At 61.0% G+C, this 16987-nt stretch carries 14 protein-coding genes; 2 read left to right on the forward strand and 12 right to left on the reverse strand.

Going from position 1 to position 16987, the window contains the following annotated elements:
- Positions 1 to 84 precede the first annotated feature (84 nt).
- Positions 85 to 1014: a DUF6159 family protein gene (locus K1X11_RS12430; protein WP_221032847.1), complete on the reverse strand. Its 930-nt coding sequence runs from the start codon at positions 1012 to 1014 to the stop codon at positions 85 to 87.
- Entirely contained in the window at positions 1007 to 1405 is a 399-nt protein-coding gene (locus K1X11_RS12435; protein ID WP_221032846.1) for a GntR family transcriptional regulator, read from the reverse strand. Before K1X11_RS12435 ends, K1X11_RS12430 begins: the two co-directional genes overlap by 8 nt.
- Before the next feature lie 132 nt (positions 1406 to 1537).
- Between K1X11_RS12435 and K1X11_RS12440 the strand changes: the two genes are divergently transcribed.
- On the forward strand, positions 1538 to 2275 hold the full coding sequence (locus tag K1X11_RS12440) for a hypothetical protein (protein ID WP_324725970.1): 738 nt from the start codon (positions 1538 to 1540) through the stop codon (positions 2273 to 2275).
- 31 nt (positions 2276 to 2306) lie between these two features.
- Here the strand turns inward: K1X11_RS12440 and K1X11_RS12445 are convergent, their stop codons facing one another.
- On the reverse strand, positions 2307 to 2834 hold the full coding sequence (locus K1X11_RS12445) for a cupin domain-containing protein (RefSeq protein WP_324725971.1): 528 nt from the start codon (positions 2832 to 2834) through the stop codon (positions 2307 to 2309).
- A 362-nt stretch (positions 2835 to 3196) separates the two neighbouring features.
- On the opposite strand from K1X11_RS12445, the gene K1X11_RS12450 reads away from it, so the two are divergent.
- Complete coding sequence (locus tag K1X11_RS12450) at positions 3197 to 3970, forward strand: glycoside hydrolase family 16 protein (RefSeq protein ID WP_324725972.1); 774 nt, start codon at positions 3197 to 3199, stop codon at positions 3968 to 3970.
- A gap of 217 nt (positions 3971 to 4187) precedes the next feature.
- On the opposite strand, the gene K1X11_RS12455 is transcribed toward K1X11_RS12450, so the two are convergent.
- The 9 genes from K1X11_RS12455 to K1X11_RS12495 form a co-directional block, all read right to left on the reverse strand.
- On the reverse strand, positions 4188 to 5036 hold the full coding sequence (locus tag K1X11_RS12455) for a hypothetical protein (RefSeq protein ID WP_221032842.1): 849 nt from the start codon (positions 5034 to 5036) through the stop codon (positions 4188 to 4190).
- 266 nt (positions 5037 to 5302) lie between these two features.
- Positions 5303 to 6187: a transposase gene (locus K1X11_RS12460; protein WP_221032841.1), complete on the reverse strand. Its 885-nt coding sequence runs from the start codon at positions 6185 to 6187 to the stop codon at positions 5303 to 5305.
- Between the two features lie 136 nt (positions 6188 to 6323).
- Positions 6324 to 7517 (reverse strand): PIN-like domain-containing protein, encoded by a 1194-nt coding sequence (locus tag K1X11_RS12465; RefSeq protein WP_221032840.1) that lies wholly within the window; start codon positions 7515 to 7517, stop codon positions 6324 to 6326.
- A gap of 87 nt (positions 7518 to 7604) precedes the next feature.
- Positions 7605 to 7901 carry a HigA family addiction module antitoxin gene (locus tag K1X11_RS12470; protein WP_221032839.1) on the reverse strand — a complete coding sequence of 99 codons (297 nt, stop codon included), beginning with the start codon at positions 7899 to 7901 and terminating at the stop codon, positions 7605 to 7607.
- A 31-nt stretch (positions 7902 to 7932) separates the two neighbouring features.
- Entirely contained in the window at positions 7933 to 8211 is a 279-nt protein-coding gene (locus K1X11_RS12475; protein WP_221032838.1) for a type II toxin-antitoxin system RelE/ParE family toxin, read from the reverse strand.
- Between the two features lie 142 nt (positions 8212 to 8353).
- Positions 8354 to 11620, reverse strand: a complete 3267-nt coding sequence (locus K1X11_RS12480; protein WP_221032837.1) for a ribonucleoside-diphosphate reductase subunit alpha — start codon at positions 11618 to 11620, stop codon at positions 8354 to 8356.
- A 306-nt stretch (positions 11621 to 11926) separates the two neighbouring features.
- Positions 11927 to 13012, reverse strand: a complete 1086-nt coding sequence (locus K1X11_RS12485; protein ID WP_221032836.1) for a ribonucleotide-diphosphate reductase subunit beta — start codon at positions 13010 to 13012, stop codon at positions 11927 to 11929.
- Between the two features lie 525 nt (positions 13013 to 13537).
- Positions 13538 to 14107 (reverse strand): response regulator, encoded by a 570-nt coding sequence (locus K1X11_RS12490; protein WP_221032835.1) that lies wholly within the window; start codon positions 14105 to 14107, stop codon positions 13538 to 13540.
- A 10-nt stretch (positions 14108 to 14117) separates the two neighbouring features.
- The gene (locus tag K1X11_RS12495) at positions 14118 to 16931 is read right to left on the reverse strand and encodes a hybrid sensor histidine kinase/response regulator (protein ID WP_221032834.1); all 2814 of its coding nucleotides are present in this window, start codon (positions 16929 to 16931) and stop codon (positions 14118 to 14120) included.
- Positions 16932 to 16987 lie beyond the last annotated feature (56 nt).

Raw genomic sequence — 16987 nt, forward strand, 5'->3', positions numbered from 1 at the left:
GGTGAAAGCGTGGCCCGAGGGCGCCCCTCCCGCGGACGCGCCATCGCTGCGCGGCGACGCCCCAACGCCCAACGAGCCAACCGCTCAGGCCTTCTTCACCTTCCAAGCCGAGTCCATCATGCCCGCATCATACGGAGCCGGCACCACGCCTTCGGTCGCATAGATGTAGAGGGCGCAGCGATAGATGTGGCCGATCATGGCCATGAGGAAGCCGTAAGCGATGATGGCAATGAGCCAAACACCGACGCCCGACAGAATCGGCCACGGTGTCTGCAGGACGCCGGACACCACCCCCAAGGTGCCCAGGAACAACACCGAACCGATCGCCACGATCCAGCCACCAAAGGTCACGCCGAGGTAGCCGATCAAAGCCTCGCCCCAGGTCTGGCGCAGGGTCTGCGCCGAACTGCGCAGCAGCGCGATCGGGTTGGCTTTGCCTTCACGAATCAGCACCGGAATTGCGAAGACCGACGCCACGCTCCACACCACGCCCACGAAGCGCATGACCAGGGCCCCCACCCAACCGAGACGCTCCTCGAGCATCTTGATGATGAGACCGATCACCCCGGCGAAGAGGCTCCACATCAGGATCGAACGCAGCCGCGTCAGGGCGAAAGCCACGCCGGCGCGGATCGAAACCGCCTCACCCGAGAACGCTTGGATGATCTGGTGATAAAACGCCGTGTTCGCGAAGGTCGCGATGAACATCGACACCAGGTAGAGCAGCGCGCCGTAAGCATAAACGACCGGCTCGGGACGTATCGGACCTTCCACTACACCGTCCTGATACACCCCGATCATGCGGGCCAGGCTGATCCAGTGCTCGGACTCGTTGAGCGAATATCCGGTCGGATAAAACACCGCCGGCGTCAGGAAGAAACCCGTGATCACCAGCGTGCAGACGAAGGTGATGATCGGAAACAGCAACAGGCTGGGATGCTGGCGAAGGACAACGAGGGACGCCTTGAAGAGCGCCCAACTGCGCGCGAATTTACCCGGGGTGCGGTCAGACATGATTTTTCTGGAGGTGGAGTTGACGGATGAGCTGCTCGAGCGAAATGCCGTGACTGCGGGCCTCCGCCGCCACGCGCGCACTCAACTCGATGACCTTGGCTTGCCGGCTGGCGGCCGGAAGTGCCGGCGGCTCGACGGGCGGGGCGGTGACGTAACAACCGCTCCCGTGCGCCGTGGCCACCAATCCCAGATGGGCCAGTTCGCGATAGGCCCGCGCCACCGTGTTGGGATTCACGTCCAGTTGCCGGTGCAGGGCCCGAATGGTCGGCAGTTGATCGCCCTCCTTCAGCGTGCCGGCCGCGATGGCCGCCTGCACGAAGTGGATGATCTGCTTATAGACCGGAATTCCGGAGTGAAACTCGATCTGCCAAGCCTGACCTATCTGACCCATGGTGTATTAACACACTAGAACACTTGGACCAAAGTCAACGCTCCTTTTCAGGCGGCGACGCGGGTGCAAACACGAGCAACCACCGCCGATTTGAAACTGGCGCGTCGGAGCGCCGCCCGGTATCTCCGCGGCATGGCCACCGTGGTCTGCCCTGATTGCCGTCAGACAATCCCGCTCGGCGACGTGAATGTCGCCAAAGACGTCGCGCTGTGTCGGCGCTGCTCCATGACTCACGCGTTCTCCGAACTGTTGTTGGAGAAAGAGAGCCAGGAGCTGATGGAATCAGCCCATCGGCCCAGCGGAGTCTGGGAGCGCACCTCGGCGCGCGGTGTGATCTTCGGCGCCTCGCATCGCTCCATCGGCGGCACGTTGGGGTGGCTGGCGGTCGCCCTGTTTTGGAACGGTATCGTAGCGGTGTTCGTGCTGCTCAACCTCGCCAGCACACTCCACTTGCTCGGCATCGGCCTGCCCGAGTGGTTCCCCGTCGCCTTGGCGGATAACGACAGCATGGGGTGGGGCTTCACGCTCTTTCTGTGGCTGTTCCTCACGCCGTTCATCGCCATCGGCGCGACCTTGATCGGCAGTGTTTTCATGTGTCTTGGCGGGCGCACCGAAGTGCGCCTCGAGCCGGAGCAAGGCAGTGTGTTCACCGGCGTCGGTCCGTTCGGGCGGCGACATCGTTTCAACCCGCGCGACGTGAAACGCCTGCGGCTGCTCGACCAACGTTGGACCGATAGCGACGGTGACCCGCAGCGACGGCAGGAGATCGTCCTGGAGAAGATCGGCGGCCCACCGATCAAGTTTGGCGCCTCGCTCCAACCCGCCCGCCGCCTCTACCTCGCCGCCCTGCTCCGCAAGACGCTCGGTTGAGCGACGGCTGCCGAGGGTATCCGACAGATCCTCAGGGCTCCGCCGTCGTTGGCGTGGACTTGGCCGTTGGTGCGGGCGCCTCCGCCGACGCTGCCGTCTCCGTCTCAGCCGTTTCCGCCAAGTGGAAGTCGAGCGGACCATCGGTCCAGAGCAGGAGCTCGGTCTCCTCCAGCGCGACTCCGCCATGCACGACGTCCGTTGGAGTGTAAATGAAGTCCCCGGCGGTCAGGATCTCGCCATCGTAATCAATCCGCCCCTTGAGCACGTAGATCGAGTGACCAGCGGTGGTGTGAAAGTGGCGCGGCTCCACGAAGCCCTTGGCAAATCGCAGCGTCGCCACCCCACCCTCGATGCGCGCATTGGCGTGGAGGGATTTGATGGCGAGCCCCGGCGGAAACTCCGCCCGCTCAATCTCCCGCCAAGCCACGTCCGCGGACCGCACGACGGTCACTGGCGCGGACACCTCCACACCTTCGCCGTCCGTGGCGGATTGCCCCACCAGCGGCAGCACCAGCAAACCCACGACCAAACCAACAACACTTCGGAGCATGATTTTCATAAGATGGAGCATCTCTGCTAGGGGGACACGGGTCGCACAGATCACCACGGAGGTGCCGTCTCATTCTACGGCCAAACGATCCGTCGTGGATCCGGGGAATTTGTCGTTAGGAAGCGGTTTAACGAAGCAAATTTCCCTTTCGCAGCAGAAATAGCCCCCTCACCGACGACCCTCGCCGGACCATTGGACTCCCCACTCCGCCCGCCTACCGCCTGACCGGGCTTGCGCTCCGCATCATCCTGCAACTTTATGCAATCTTTCTCCAAACCCCAATCGACCCCATGACCCGTTTTTCGCTCCTACTGGCCCTGGTAGTTGGCTTCGCCGGCTGCCAAAATCGCCCCTCAACCTCGGCCCCCGTCGTGGCAGCCAAAGACCCCGCGGCGACTGCGCAGCCCGGCTCGGACTGGGAATTGGTGTGGAACGATGAGTTCGACGGCACGGGGTTACCGGACGCCGCAAAATGGACCTACGACGTGGGCGGGCACGGTTGGGGTAACAACGAGAAACAATTCTACACGCAGGCCCGCCTCGAGAACGCCCGCCAACACGATGGCAAACTTCACATCACCGCGCGCCGGGAAGCGTGGGAGGGCAATGATTACACCTCCGCCCGGGTCATCTCGAGTGGCCTCGGTGATTTTCAATATGGCCGGTTTGAGATCCGCGCCAAACTTCCCGCCGCTCGCGGCTCCTGGGCTGCCATTTGGATGATGCCGTCGGATTGGGACTTCAGCCAAGGTGGGTGGCCCGACGTCGGCGAAATCGACATCATGGAACACGTGGGCCACGACCCCGGGGTGATCCACGCCTCGGCCCACTCCCGCGATTACCAATGGCAAAAAGGCACCCAGAAAACCGGCACGATCTCCGTTCCTCGCGCGACCGAGGCGTTTCACACCTATGTGCTGGAGTGGTCGGAAAACCGCTTGGCGGCCTACGTCGATGACGCGCTTTATTTCGAATACCTCAACGAAGGTGACGGCGAAGGGAAGTGGCCCTACGTCAAACCCTTCTATCTGATCCTCAACGTCGCCGTCGGCGGGGAATGGGGCATGGTCAAAGGCATCGACGAAGCCGCCTTCCCCCAAACCATGGAAGTCGACTACGTCCGCGTCTACCGCGCCACCCACTGAACCGTTATCGCGGTCTCGTCCGTGGGGATCGTCAAAAACCACGAGCACGAGCCAAGAGCCTGCTCGGCCCGCAACACTCGCACCCGAAAGCTTCGGAATTAACCGTCACTTCCGAGCGCCAGTTGCCCCGCCTCTGTGCTATGGGCAGCTGCTTAAGGCCGTGGTCCGCCTGCCTGACCCATTTACTTTTTTACCGGCAGAGTATGAAAACTCCGGTCTAGGTGCTGGGACTGACCACAATGTTATCAACTGGGATTATGATGTCATCATTAGTAACGACATCCTCCAGATCTACATCGGCTGCGCTATCAGCGACATCGGTCTCGGTTAATCCACTGAGATTGGCTCCATTATTGGAGGCGGCGGTGAAAGCCGTTGAGGCCATGCTGTCAACAGACTGACCGGAACCGGCACTGGCGGCCGCTACAACGGTATTGATCGCCGATAGCGTTGTTGCATCCGATGCACCGTCTTGGGTCAGACCACCAACGGCGGCCTCCACAATACTCGCCGCGGCCGAGGGGTCCGCGCTGGAAAGCACCTGCACCACCGTGGCGAGCGCCCGGTTCAGTTCCGCGGCCTGTGTGCTGTCCGTGTTATTTGAGAGCTGGCTTGCCGCAGTTTTGACCGCGTCCATCAGCATGTCGCGATACTCCGGGGCGCCCATCAGCTCGGCGATAGGCTGGACCGTGCTCTGACCAGGGTTTTCGGAATCGATCACGGTCGCGTTGCCGGCACCGATCTGGATCTCTCTTCCGTTGGGGAACTGCAAGGTGATCGTGCCGGAATACACGGCCAGGGTGCTTTTGTCCCCATCGGTGGTCAGCGAACCAGCGAACTGGTCTTGCCCGCCGGTGCTTCCGGAATCGGACATCTGAATTCCGTTCATCAGGTTTTGCAGACTAACATTTAGTTCATTCCCAGCCCCGTTGAAGAAGTTACTGAGGCTTGAGCTCGAAACTGGTTTAATGCTGAACCACGTCAGCAGATTCTGGGCATGGGACGTGGCGACCGGCGCGAGTAGCAGCAAGGCCAGTAGGCGAAATGTTATGCGGGAAGGCATCATTCCGCGGATGAAGGAGTGATGTTTTAGCTAATCAACAAGTTTGGATACTTAATCGGAATTTCAGTTATTTTTAACTTAGTATTGCTTTTTACATTCTGAAATTTCAGCAGATCGAGGCTGTAATACACCTCATACTTATTGTTATCGGTGACAACACGCCCTCATCAATCCACCTACCGGGTGACCCGATGCAAACAACGTCGCAGCCGACGGGATCGATTACGCTACCCCTCTGCTCCGCCATAAGGGGTCATGTCGTCACCTGTCTACATTTTGCGCATCCGCCACAGCCCCATCCGCAGCGTGGCCGACCGCTGGATATTGAGCTGTTCAGCCAGCCAGACCAGAGAAGCCCCCGTTTCGCGCTGTAGCTGATCAGCCACCTCGCATTTCCAACGCTCCGCTCGCCTTGTCGCTTGGAGATCGGCCGTCGACCGATGCCTCGCTTTGAGAATCTCGCCCAGCCGCGCGCGCCAACGCGCGTGATTGGCTTCCTGAGGTGTCGTGTATTCGGCATGCGGCTTGGATGCTACCGCCGCCGCGTTATCGGTCGCCACCACCTGTTTCCATTCCGTTGCGCCAATCGCCCAGCCCCGGGTGTAATTACTCCGCTCTCGCAGCGGCTTCCCCTGCTCGATGGCGTGAATCTCTTTGAGGTAGTCGAGATAGCGCAGCCAGTCTTTCCGCCGACTCTGATTCCAACCCAAGGTCCCCAGCCACGGGTTCGCAGTGAGTCCAGGAGCGGAATCCCTGCTGAGGTAACGCCTTAAGCTGGACCACCGAAAATTCCCCAACTGCGCCGGCTCGACGACAAACGCCCGCAATGGATTCAGATGAATGTAGTCCGCAACCCTGGCCCACACCTCCTCGTCCTGTAACAGCAGCGCTTTGTAACGACCTTGGAACAGGTGACCATTCTCACCGCGGAGACGGTTAAAACGTGCTGCAAAGGTCGCTTGCAGCCAGTGCATCCCCGCCGAGAGATTCGGCACCGGGGTGCGGACGGCCAAATGGTAGTGATTTCTCATCACCACATACGCTCCCAGCTCCCACTCATATCGCTGAACCGCCTCCTCCAACGTTTCCACAAAACGCTGCGCCGCTCCCGCCGAGCCAAACACATCCCACCGATAGTTTCCTCGGTTAATCACATGGTAAATCGCCCCGGGGTATTCGATTCGCGCCGTTCTTGGCATGACGCCTCACTCCAACAATCTACCACCCCAACGTCAAATGTAGACAGGTGACGACATGACCCCTTCTGCCTGCCCCTCTTCAGCCTGCCGCCTACGGATCTCCCGCAATCGTCGACAAAAGCTCGGCATCTTCATGATCCAAACGTCTTTTCTCCAAAGAACCCAGCAACTGCATTAGACCACTGTGGCGCTTTTTATAGATACTCAATTTCTCACTTAGCCGGGCAATCTGTTCTCTCGCTGCGCTACCATTGGTGCCCACCGATTCCGCACACTCCTCCATCTTGCTCTCTATATCGAATATACAACTCTCACACTTACTAACTTCACGCTCCACCACTTGAATTTCTCTCCACAAGTTCCTTTCATCTTTCTCCGCTATTGAAACCCGCAAATTCGGACGCTGGACGCGTGTTTCTTGAATCACACGCTCATCAAGCCTGCCACCGATATTCTTATTCGCCTGCGACAAGAACCGGTGCGGCTTATACATTAAAAACCGCTGGCCAGTCTCTTCTACAAATTCTGCCACAAGTTCCGGCCTTGGGCCCAAGGTATTTCCCGACTTCATCAACCACCAATCTTCTTTTTGATCATCAGAAACAAAAATCACATCCCTAGAATCCGTCTTAGATTTAAGAACAATCTCCTTCCAAATTATCAGATCCGCATATGGGCGATAGATATCCCCATCCGTTGACTTAGAATCATCCTTAAATCCGGGTGGTATGTGCCGCTTGTATCGAACCTCGCCCTCCTTAGCTATCGTGTCTTTCTCCTCACGAGAAAATCCCCCACCTACCCTACCACCGATCACTAATTCGACTCGATCGAGGATAGGATCTTTTGAGACAAGATTTTTGTAACTCTCAGCTTCACCATCTAGATGCTCAACTATCTCACCAACCATCGTATTTAGCTTCTTCGCAAGCGGTTCACTCAAGAATGGATGTGCTCGCTCACTCTCAAACCGCTTGCTAATATTTTCGAGCTCAGTCTTCGCGGACTTGTATGATTTCTCTTGCTCAAGTATTACATCAACCCTCTTACGGAGAAATTCAAAGCACGCTTGGTGCGGGGTCCAAATCCGATGCTTATGCTTAGTCAGCAAATCCAACAAAGCACCACGCGTCCCAACAGAATAGCGATAAAGGTTAAGTAACACATTGGCATCAAAGATGATTAGTGCCGATTTCCAAATCTCACTAATGATTAAATCACTTGGCTTAATATAACCAGGAAACTGCTCCCTCAATCTAGCATTCTCTGCTTTCTTATTACTCATGGCGTTAAATGAAGGTGGTGGTGCTGTGGATGTAAGTGCGAGGAACAGACTGTTGGATTCATGCCTTCACCTGATCAAACTGGAGGGCTACGCAGTCACCAACTCCGAGGCCGGACGAACTGCTTTAGCCAGTTTGGGGGCTTCGGTCGCAAGAGCCCGGAAGTCGCACTCGACCTGAATCCCGTGCCAGAATTTTGGCGACTGGTCGAAGAAGGCGCCGAATCGGATGGACATGGCGGGGGTGATGGAGCGCTTGCCGAGGACGATTTCGTTAATGGCACGAGGAGCCACGCCGATGGCGCGGGCCATGGCGTTTTGGGAGATGCCCATCGGCTTCAGGTATTCCTCCAAGAGGATTTCACCGGGTGTGATCGGCGGGTTCATAAGCAATAACGTGTAACGTCATACGGGTGTTTCAATGGTAATCTTGAACCCGAACTTCGGCAGGACCGGCATCGGTCCAGCGGAAGACGATGCGCCATTGGTCGTTGATGCGGATGGAGTGATAGCCGGCAAGGTCACCAGAGAGCGGTTCGAGGCGATTGCCGGGCGGAACGGAGAGGTCGCCGAGACGTTCGGCGTGGTTCATTTGGATGAGTTTGCGCAACGCGACACGGGCGATGGCGTGGAAGCGTCGGTTCTTCTCCTCGTGGAAGAGTTGTTCGGTGTCTCGATCGGCGAACGACTGGATCATTCTTATGGGGTGTAACGTTGGTGCGGGGCGGTTTCTTTCAATGGGGCATGAAAAAGGCCCGGTTTTGAGCCGGGCCCGAAGGGAGAGCGGAGAGGCAGGTCAAGCGCCTGCAAGCAGGCAGCCTACGTTGAGGTTCGCACGCTTACTGACAGGCTTCGCACTCCTCTCCGTTGCGCATCGCCTCGATTGAACAGGCGCGCTTCTCGGCCTCGGTAAAGGTCTTTTTCTGGCCTGCTTCCGCCGTCGCACCACGCATCTCCTTCTTCACAGCAACCGTGGCTTTCTCGATGTTCGAGGCGCCCAAGGTCCTCAAATAATACGTGGTCTTGAGGCCGGTGTGCCAGGCGTGGCGATACATGTGGCTCAGGGTCTTGAGGTCCGGCGTCGCCAACCAGAGGTTCACCGACTGGGCCTGGTCGATCCACTTTTGGCGGCGGGCCGCCGCGTCCACCACCCACTTGTGATCGATGCCGAAGGCGGTGAGATACTTCGCTTTGATGTCCTCGGGAATCCGATCGATGTCCTTCAGCTCGCCGTCGAAATACTTGAGGTTGTCGATCATGTCCTGGTCCCACAGGCCGCGGGCCTTGAGGTCGCGGACGAGGTGGTGGTTCAGCACGGTGAAGTCACCGGACAGGTTGCTCTTCACGAAGAGATTCTTGTAGCCGGGCTCGATGCAGGGGCTGGTGCCGGTGATGTTGGAAATGGTCGCGGTTGGGGCGATGGCCAGCACGTTGCTGTTACGCATGCCTTGCTTGGCGATCTTCTCGCGCAGCGGGGTCCAGTCCATCTTGCCACCGCGCGGGACCTCGACCGGAACGCCGCGTTCCTGCTCGAGGAGGTCGACGGTGTCGGGCGGGAGGAGTCCGCGGTCCCACTTGGAGCCTTTGTAGCTCGAGTAGGTGCCGCGCTCGGCGGCGAGGTCGGAGGAGGCTTCGTAGGCGTAGTAGGCGATGGCCTCCATCATCTCGTCGTTGAAGTCGACGGCGGCCTCGGACGCGAAGGCGATGCCCTTGCGGTAGAGGGCGTTGGCCAGACCCATGACACCCATGCCGATGGGGCGGTGGCGACGGTTGGAGGTCTCGGCGGCCTTGGTCGGGTAGAAGTTGATGTCGATGACGTTGTCGAGCGCGCGGATGGCGGTGCGGATGGTCTCGCGCAGCTTCTCGTGGTCGATCGCGCCGTCGGGCGTGAGGTGGTTCTCGATGATGACCGAGCCGAGGTTGCAGACGGCGGTCTCGTCGTTGGAGGTGTTGAGCGTGATCTCGGTGCAGAGGTTGGAGGAGTGCACCACGCCGACGTGGTCCTGCGGCGAGCGGAGGTTGCAGGCGTCTTTGAAGGTGATCCAGGGGTGGCCGGTCTCGAAGAGCATGGAGAGCATCTTCTTCCAGAGCTCTAGGGCCTTGATCTTCTGGCCGTAGATTTTGCCTTCCTCGGCGAGTTGCTCGTAGCGCAGGTAGGCTTCCTCGAACTTTTTGCCGTAGAGGTCGTGGAGGTCCTTCACCTCGTTGGCGCGGAAGAGGGTCCACTCCTCGCGGGCTTCCATACGCTTCATGAACAGGTCGGGAATCCAGTTGGCCGTGTTCATGTCGTGGGTGCGACGGCGGTCGTCACCGGTGTTTTTGCGAAGTTCGAGGAACTCGAAGATGTCGTTGTGCCACGACTCGAGGTAGGCGCAGCCGGAGCCCTTGCGCTTGCCGCCCTGGTTGACGGCGACGAGCTGGTCGTTGTGGAGCTTGAGGAAGGGGATGACGCCCTGCGACTCGCCGTTGGTGCCGGCGATGTGCGCGCCGGTGCCGCGGACGGCGGACCAGGAGCCACCGAGGCCGCCGGCCCACTTGGAGAGCTGGGCGTTCTCGGCGATGCCGCGATACATGATGCCCTCGAGGGAGTCGTCGACGTAGTAGAGGTAGCAGGAGGAGAGCTGGGAGTGCAGCGTGCCGGAGTTGAAGAGTGTCGGCGTGGAGCTGCAGAAGCGGCGGCTCTTGTAGAGGTTGTAGAGCGAGAGCACGCGGGCTTCGCGGTCGCCCTCTTCGCCGAGGAAGAGGCCCATGGAGACGCGCATCCAGAAGAGCTGCGGGGTCTCGAGGCGGCGGGCCGGCTTCACCGTCTTGTCGATGATGAGGTAGCGATCGTAGAGGGTCTGGACGCCGAGGAAGTCGAGCTCGAGGTCGGCGGAGGGATCGAGGGCTTCGGCGAGGCGTTCGAGGTCGTAGTCGAGGAGCTTGCCGTTGATGCGTTTGATGTCGGCGCCGTGCTTGAGGTGCTTGGCGAGGGCCTTGTGGTGGAACTCCTTCAGCTTGCCGATGCCGTCGGTGACGATGTCCCAGCCGAGGACTTCCTGGTAGATGTAGGTGAGCTGGATGCGGCCGGCGAACTTGGAGAAGTCGGCGTCCTTTTCGATGAGGGTCTTGGAGTTGAGGACGATGGTGGAATCGAGGTCCTTTTGGTTGATCTCATCGAAGACGGAGCGGAGGAGCTCGATCTCGATCTCCTCGGGGGAGAGGCAGAGGTCGAGGCCGATGGAGGCGAACTCGATGCGCTTCTTGAGGTCGGCGCGGTCCCAGAGCTTGGTGGAGCCGTCGGGCTGCTTGACCACGATCATGGCGGGCTGGGCGGAGGCGGCGGCCTTGCGGAAGGCGGCCTCGTCGCCCTCGTCGTTGTCGTTGGACTCGTCGCGGTGCTCGTTGCGCAGGGCGCGGTAGAGGATGTAGGCCTCGGCGACCTTGTAGTGGCCGGACTTCATGAGCTCCTCCTGGACGATGTCCTGGATCTCCTCGATGTGGACGAAGCTCTGCTTGGAGCCGAGCACGCGGGCGGTGACGGCCTCGGTCACGCCGACGGCGCCGGAGGAGTCCTGCTGGAGGGAGAGGAAGGATTTGCGGACGGCGATCTCGACCTTTTGGGCGATGTAGGGGACGACTTGGTTGGAGCGGCGGATGACGCGCACGCCGGCGGTGGCGTGACGGGAGCCGGGAGGGGTGAGCTTGCGGGAGCGGTTGAGGAGGAGGCTCTTGGCGACGTCGTAGGCGTTGTTGTCGACGAGGGTCTTCTCGATGAGCTCGTAGAGGTCGTTGAGGGAGACCTTGAGCGGGGACTGCTTGAGGGACTGGGCGGCGAGGTTGGCGGCGACCTCCTTCACGATGCGGCCCACGAAGCCGCGCGTCTCGGGGGTGAAGATGTTGCCCTTCTCGCCGCGGGCGAGGTGCACGTTGGTGACGGCGTTGCCCAGGGTCTCGGCGACTTCGGCCAGGTTAAACTCCGTCTCGCCCTGCGGCGCGATCAGCTTGATGGGCGGGAGCAGGGGCGTGTCGGTGGGCACGCACTCGCGCCAGGCGTAGCTGGGTCGGTCGGCGGTGTTTTGGTTGGCGGCTTTGAGCGCGAGGTCGTGGGCGAGGGAAGGATTCATTTTCTTAAGTCTAAAAGTCTAAAGGTCGGAAGGTCTAAAGGTCGGGAAGCGGACAGGCGCAGGCGGGGACGCGAGCGCCCGGTCGACGCTGGGACGCGGGTCGGCCGGGCACGGAAGAAGTCAGACGACGAACTGGCAGAAGGAACGAAGCTGGGGAGACGACGGAGGTAGGGGTAGGGTTGAAGGTTCTGGTTTTGGGGGCGAAAGCGCGGTCGGTTTTTAGGGGGGAGCGCCGGGCCTTAGGGTTTGCGAGCGGTGGAAGGGGAAGACCACCGCCCGGCCGGTCAGGCGCGACGACCGCAGGGATTAAAGATCGTCGTCGTCGGCGGCTTCGAGGGCCGAGGACTTCTGGTATTCGGTGACGCGCCCCTCGAAGAAGTTCTGCTCCTTCTTGATGTCCATCATCTCGGCGAGCCACGGGAGCGGGTTCTTGATGCCGGGATTGAGGGGCGTGAGACCGCAGCCTTCGAGGCGACGGTCGGCAATGTAGTCGATGTAGGTGAGGAAGTCGTCGATCACGAGGCCGACGGCGTTGACCGGCAGGCAGTCGCGAATGAACTCCTTCTCGAGGGTGACGGCTTCGCGCATGGTTTCGCGGAGCTCCTCTTTGAACTCGGTGGTCCAGATCTCGCGGTTCTCCTCGATGAGGTCCATGAACAGGTTGCGGAAGACCTCGATGTGGTTGGACTCGTCGCGCAGGGTGTAGCGGAACATCTGGCCGATGCCCGGGAACTTGTTCTGGCGGTAGAGCGAGAGGATCATGCCGAAGAGGCCGTAGAACTGAGTGCCCTCCATGCACTGGCCGAAGAGGAACATGTTGCGGGCGAGCAACTTCTTGTTCTCCGGGTCAGTCAGATCGATGTCGCGGCGCAGGTCCTTGGAGTTCTTGGTCACGAACTCGTTCTTGCGCACGATGGTGGGGATGTCCTCGAACATGGCCTCGCACTCGTGCGGGTTGATGCCGAGCGAGGAGATCATGTAGAGGAGTGAATCGGCGTGGATGTTCTCCTCGTGGGCGTGGCGGCCGAGCACGAGCTTGAGCTCGGGGGCGGTGACCAGCTCACGGGTGACGTGCTGGATGTTGTCCCCCACGATGCCCTCGGCGGCGGAGAAATAACCGATGCCCATGCGGATGATCCAACGCTCCTGGTCATTGACTACGTTGTCGTCGCGCCACTGCTCGATGTCCTTACCCATCGGGATGTCCTCCGGCTCCCAGTGGTTCGCCTTCATCTTCCGATACAGATCATAGGCCCACTGATACTTCAGCGGGAGCAGGTTGAAGGTCATGGTCTCGCGACCATTGATGACCTTCTTGGCCGCGAAGGCGGCTTCGGCTTTGGTTTGATCGAGCAGGAAGGTTTTGGAACCGACGGTAAAAGACTTTTGCATGGCAGGCGCGGGTGGTCCGGAAAGGTTGGCGGAGGAAGACGAAACGGAGGCTGAAAGCTGGCGGAAACCGGTCGTTGTTTGCGGCTGAGCGCCAACTCGCGAACAAAAGTTGTTCAGAGTTGTTCGCACGTTGTTGACCACAAGGGGTTGTGGTTACCCGCCCGACAGGCCACTACCGATGGGCTTGAGGCCAAATTCCGTCAACTGGTTTGTCCTCAAAAAATGCCAAAAAAAACTTCATTTTCCCCTTGATGTGACGAGACCCAAACACGCCCCCGGAGCAGGCCCCCCAAACGGGCTGAGCGCAGCTCCCCGGGAGCATTCCGGCAAGGTCGGCGCAACACGGCGAAGCGACGTTACGCAAGCCCCCTTGGGGCAGGGTTTAAGCGACCGCCAAGGTCGCGCGGACCTTCGCAAATCAGGTTGACGCGGACGACCCCGGCTGCGTCGGGCCGGTGCTTCCCGGTCACTCCCCTCGCCCTTCCAACCGCCCCCGACGCCGCCCGGAGGTCGGCGTCCACCTACTTAGAACGGAGCGGCGCTGGAGCGCGTGCGCACTCGCGCCCGCTCGGCGGCGCACTCGGGACAATCGGTATAGGTGAAGGCAACGGGCTCCCCCTCGGGCACCACCACTTCCATGGCACACCATTCACCGTCGGCATTCGCCACTCGGCGACAGCGACGGCAACTGGGCAGCGCCTGATCGATCCGACCCGCGCGGTCGGCAAACCCGATCAAACGCCGGGCGACGCCGAGGCGCATGGCCAGCTCTTCTGGATTGATCGGCTTGGTGAGAAAATCGTCCACGCCAGCACGCAGGGCCATTTCGCGGTTGGAGCGGGTGGGCGCACGGTTGGTCAGCAGGATGAAATACACGTAATGCCCCGCCTGATCCCGCACGCGCTGACAGAGGTCCAGACCGGTGATCTCCGGCATCACCCAATCGCTGATCACGATCTGCGGCTCTTCACGGATAATCATATCCCAGGCAGAACGCCCGTCGACGGCCTCGATGGGTTCGCAACCGTGCTCCCGCAGTGCGGCATCGAGCATCAGGCGGGTGACGTATTCGTCGTCGGCAATGAGAACTTTCATGGTCAATCACTTAGGCCGCTGAAGTGCGGGTAACTACGTAATCGGCCAGTAGGGGTTCTAACCTAAGCCAAGAATCGCGGGCGCGGGCAATTTCGTTGGGCACCTGCTCCCACCCGTGATCGGCGGCGAGGTTTTCGATCTCGCGCAGGGCATCCCGCATCACGAAAGCACCGATATTGGCGGCACTGCCGGCGAGTTTGTGCGCGACCATTTCCAACTCGTCCGCGTCACGAGCCGCAAAACAACGCTCCACCTCAGCGAGTCGCCCCGCCGTCTCCTTCAGGAACAATTCCACCATCGTGACCGCCAGGGAGGCGCCGTCCCGCGTGGACATGGTTTCAAACAAGCGCACCGGCTGCGGATCCCAGTCGCTCATCCGCAAAGCCGCGGGGACCGTCCGCGCCGCCGCGGCCGATGCCCCCTCCCCCGCCGTCGGTTCGCCCAGCAGACGGCAGCGCGCAAAGGCCGCCGCCAGTTCCTCCGGCTCGATCGGTTTGGCGATGTAGTCGCTCATGCCGCTTTGCAGGCAACGCTCACGATCCGACTCCAAGGCATTGGCGGTGAGGGCGATGATCGGCAGGTTTTCGCTCACGCCCTCCACTTCTCCGCGACGGATGCGCCGCGTCGTCGAGAAGCCATCGAGCACCGGCATGTGGCAATCCATCAACACGGCATCGAAAGTCGCCTCACGCAGTCGCGCCAAAGCCTGCTTGCCGTCGCCGACCACTTCCACGCTGTGCCCCAGCCAATCGAGCAGCATGCGCGCGACGATCTGGTTCTCGTGATTGTCTTCCACCACCAGCAGGCGCAGCTTGCGCTCCGGCGCCGCCGGTCGGCGATTGGTCAACAAAACATCCTCTTCGCCAGCCTCGCGCTCCGGCTCTGCGACCGGGTGAAGCGCCTCCAGCACCTCGTTGAAACACGAGCGCAGCGCATCGCGGCTCACCGCCTCCGGCCAGCGCCAATCAAAACACGCCGCCGCCACGCCTGTCGCCCGGCCATCGACCGCGCCGACCAAACCCAGCTTCACCCCACGGTAAGCGACATCTGCCCGGATAAGCGTGGCCAGTTCCACCGCGTCGACCCCTTGCAGGTCATCCAGCATGAGCACGCATTGAAACTCCCCATCGTCCAGTCCGTCACGGGCCGCGGTGAGCCGATGCACCGCGCCTTCGGCCGTGGTGGCTTCATCACCGCGGATACCGACCTCCAGCAAACGCGCCAGCAGCGAGCGGCGCCGATCCCCGTCATGCGCCACCACCAGCACGCGCAAGTCTTCCAACCGCGGATCGCCTTTACGCCCACTCCGCGACCGCCCGCCCACCAACGGGATCTCAAACCAAAACGTGGAGCCTTCCCCTTCCTCGCTCTCAAAATCGATCACTCCGCCCATCAGCTCGACCAGGCGCAACGAGATCGCCAGCCCCAACCCGGTGCCGCCGAAGCGACGCGTGGTGCTGCCATCGGCCTGGGTGAAGGGTTGGAACAACTTCGCCTGCGCGGCGCGCGGAATGCCCACGCCGGAATCGTGCACCTCGATGCGCACGGTTTCGCAATCCCCGTCGGTGCACACCACTCCGGCACTGACGAGCACCTCGCCTTCCTGGGTGAACTTGATGGCGTTGCCCACCAGATTTGTAAGGACCTGGCGGATACGCGCGCCGTCGCCCAGAAACTCCCCATGCACCCGCGGCTCCAGCTCGCAGGTGAGCTTGATGCCTTTCTGCCGCGCCGTCGCGTCGAGCAGGGCGCAGGTGTCCTCGATCATGCGCCCGAGGCCGAAAGGCTCGCGGTCGACCTTGAAGCGGCCCGACTCGATCTTCGAAAAATCGAGGATCTCATTGATGATCCCCAACAGCGATTCGCCACTGCGGCGGATGACTTCACTCATCTCGCGCTGCGGATCGCTGAGCTCCCCTTTGAGCAGGAGATTGGTCATGCCGATGATCCCGTTCATCGGCGTGCGAATCTCATGACTCATGTTGGCCAAAAACTCCGATTTGAGCCGTGACGATTCCAACGCCCGGTCACGCATGTCGGCCAGGTTCGCCTCCAATTCCTTGCGGTCCGTGATCTCGGTGATGAAGCCATGCCACAACACGCCGCCCGCCGGTTCACATTCCGGCGTGGCCGTGCCTTCCAGCCAACGCACCGCACCGTCGCCCTGGCGCCAGCGACATTCATGTTTCCATGGCTTCAACAGCCGCGCCGACTCCCGCAACGACTCCACAAATCCTTCCGCGTCTTCCGGCAGCAGCTTGTCCAGGAACAGCCCCATGTTCGCCCGCAGGTCAGCCGGTGCGAGGTCGAAGAGATCCCGCAAACGCTCCCCGGCAAAGGGAAACCCCAGGCTGCCATCCGGCCGCATACGCGCCTGGAACAGCACCCCCGGCACCTGCGAACCGAGTTTGCCCAGCCGCGCCATGAGCTCCTCGCGCTCCGAGCGCTCCCGGGCGGTCTGCAACGCTCGCCGCACCGCCGGCGCAAACCGGGCCGGGTTGGACTTGAGCACGAAGTCGGTCGCCCCGGCCCGAAAACACTCGGCCACAAGCTCTTCGGTGCCCTCGGATGACATCACGATGATCGGCAACCCCGGGCGACTGGCGCGCATCAGCCGCAACGCGGAGAGACCGTCGTAATCGGGCAGCCGATAGTCGCAGATCGCGAGGTCGTAAACATCCTCGTCGAGCGCCCGACGCAGCGGCCCCTCGCGATCGGCCACGACGGTGAGGCACTCGATACCATCCACCGCCAAACGATCACCCACCCAACGCGCCTGCATCGGGTCGTCCTCCACCATCAACAATCGGATCGTCATGCTCATGGCAGACGAACGCCCTCGGCGCAGCCGCAGCCAGCGGCCGGCGATCTCGCGAGCAC

The organism is Actomonas aquatica, assembly GCF_019679435.2.
GTDB classification, from domain to species: Bacteria; Verrucomicrobiota; Verrucomicrobiia; order Opitutales; family Opitutaceae; genus Actomonas; species Actomonas aquatica.

What these genes read in the sequence shown, in the direction of transcription:
- K1X11_RS12430 (WP_221032847.1), bottom strand. Translation starts at nt 1,014, where the DNA reads ATGTCTGACCGCACCCCGGGTAAATTCGCGCGCAGTTGGGCGCTCTTC.
- K1X11_RS12435 (WP_221032846.1), bottom strand. Translation starts at nt 1,405, where the DNA reads ATGGGTCAGATAGGTCAGGCTTGGCAGATCGAGTTTCACTCCGGAATT.
- K1X11_RS12440 (WP_324725970.1), top strand. Translation starts at nt 1,538, where the DNA reads ATGGCCACCGTGGTCTGCCCTGATTGCCGTCAGACAATCCCGCTCGGC.
- K1X11_RS12445 (WP_324725971.1), bottom strand. Translation starts at nt 2,834, where the DNA reads ATGAAAATCATGCTCCGAAGTGTTGTTGGTTTGGTCGTGGGTTTGCTG.
- K1X11_RS12455 (WP_221032842.1), bottom strand. Translation starts at nt 5,036, where the DNA reads ATGATGCCTTCCCGCATAACATTTCGCCTACTGGCCTTGCTGCTACTC.
- K1X11_RS12465 (WP_221032840.1), bottom strand. Translation starts at nt 7,517, where the DNA reads ATGAGTAATAAGAAAGCAGAGAATGCTAGATTGAGGGAGCAGTTTCCT.
- K1X11_RS12470 (WP_221032839.1), bottom strand. Translation starts at nt 7,901, where the DNA reads ATGAACCCGCCGATCACACCCGGTGAAATCCTCTTGGAGGAATACCTG.
- K1X11_RS12475 (WP_221032838.1), bottom strand. Translation starts at nt 8,211, where the DNA reads ATGATCCAGTCGTTCGCCGATCGAGACACCGAACAACTCTTCCACGAG.
- K1X11_RS12480 (WP_221032837.1), bottom strand. Translation starts at nt 11,620, where the DNA reads ATGAATCCTTCCCTCGCCCACGACCTCGCGCTCAAAGCCGCCAACCAA.
- K1X11_RS12485 (WP_221032836.1), bottom strand. Translation starts at nt 13,012, where the DNA reads ATGCAAAAGTCTTTTACCGTCGGTTCCAAAACCTTCCTGCTCGATCAA.
- K1X11_RS12490 (WP_221032835.1), bottom strand. Translation starts at nt 14,107, where the DNA reads ATGAAAGTTCTCATTGCCGACGACGAATACGTCACCCGCCTGATGCTC.
- K1X11_RS12495 (WP_221032834.1), bottom strand. Translation starts at nt 16,931, where the DNA reads ATGAGCATGACGATCCGATTGTTGATGGTGGAGGACGACCCGATGCAG.